1 rRNA gene is annotated in these 389 nt (G+C 47.0%); it reads right to left on the bottom strand.

Annotated features, from left to right (window positions below):
* Positions 1 to 389 (bottom strand): 23S ribosomal RNA (locus QP439_RS09005); the annotation flags it as partial.

Raw genomic sequence — 389 nt, forward strand, 5'->3', positions numbered from 1 at the left:
CTATACATCATCTTACGATTTAGCAGAGAGCTGTGTTTTTGATAAACAGTTGCTTGGGCCTATTCACTGCGGCTGACGTAAAGTCAGCACCCCTTCTCCCGAAGTTACGGGGTCATTTTGCCGAGTTCCTTAACGAGAGTTCTCTCGCTCACCTGAGGCTACTCGCCTCGACTACCTGTGTCGGTTTGCGGTACGGGTAGAGTATGTTTAAACGCTAGAAGCTTTTCTTGGCAGTGTGACGTCACTAACTTCGCTACTAAACTTCGCTCCCCATCACAGCTCAATGTTACAGATATAAGCATTTGACTCATATCACACCTCACTGCTTAGACAGACACTTCCAATCGTCTGCTTTAGTTAGCCTACTGCGTCCCTCCATCACTACATAC

The sequence above is a fragment of the Streptococcus sp. UMB1203 genome, assembly GCF_030217725.1.
GTDB lineage: Bacteria > Bacillota > Bacilli > Lactobacillales > Streptococcaceae > Streptococcus.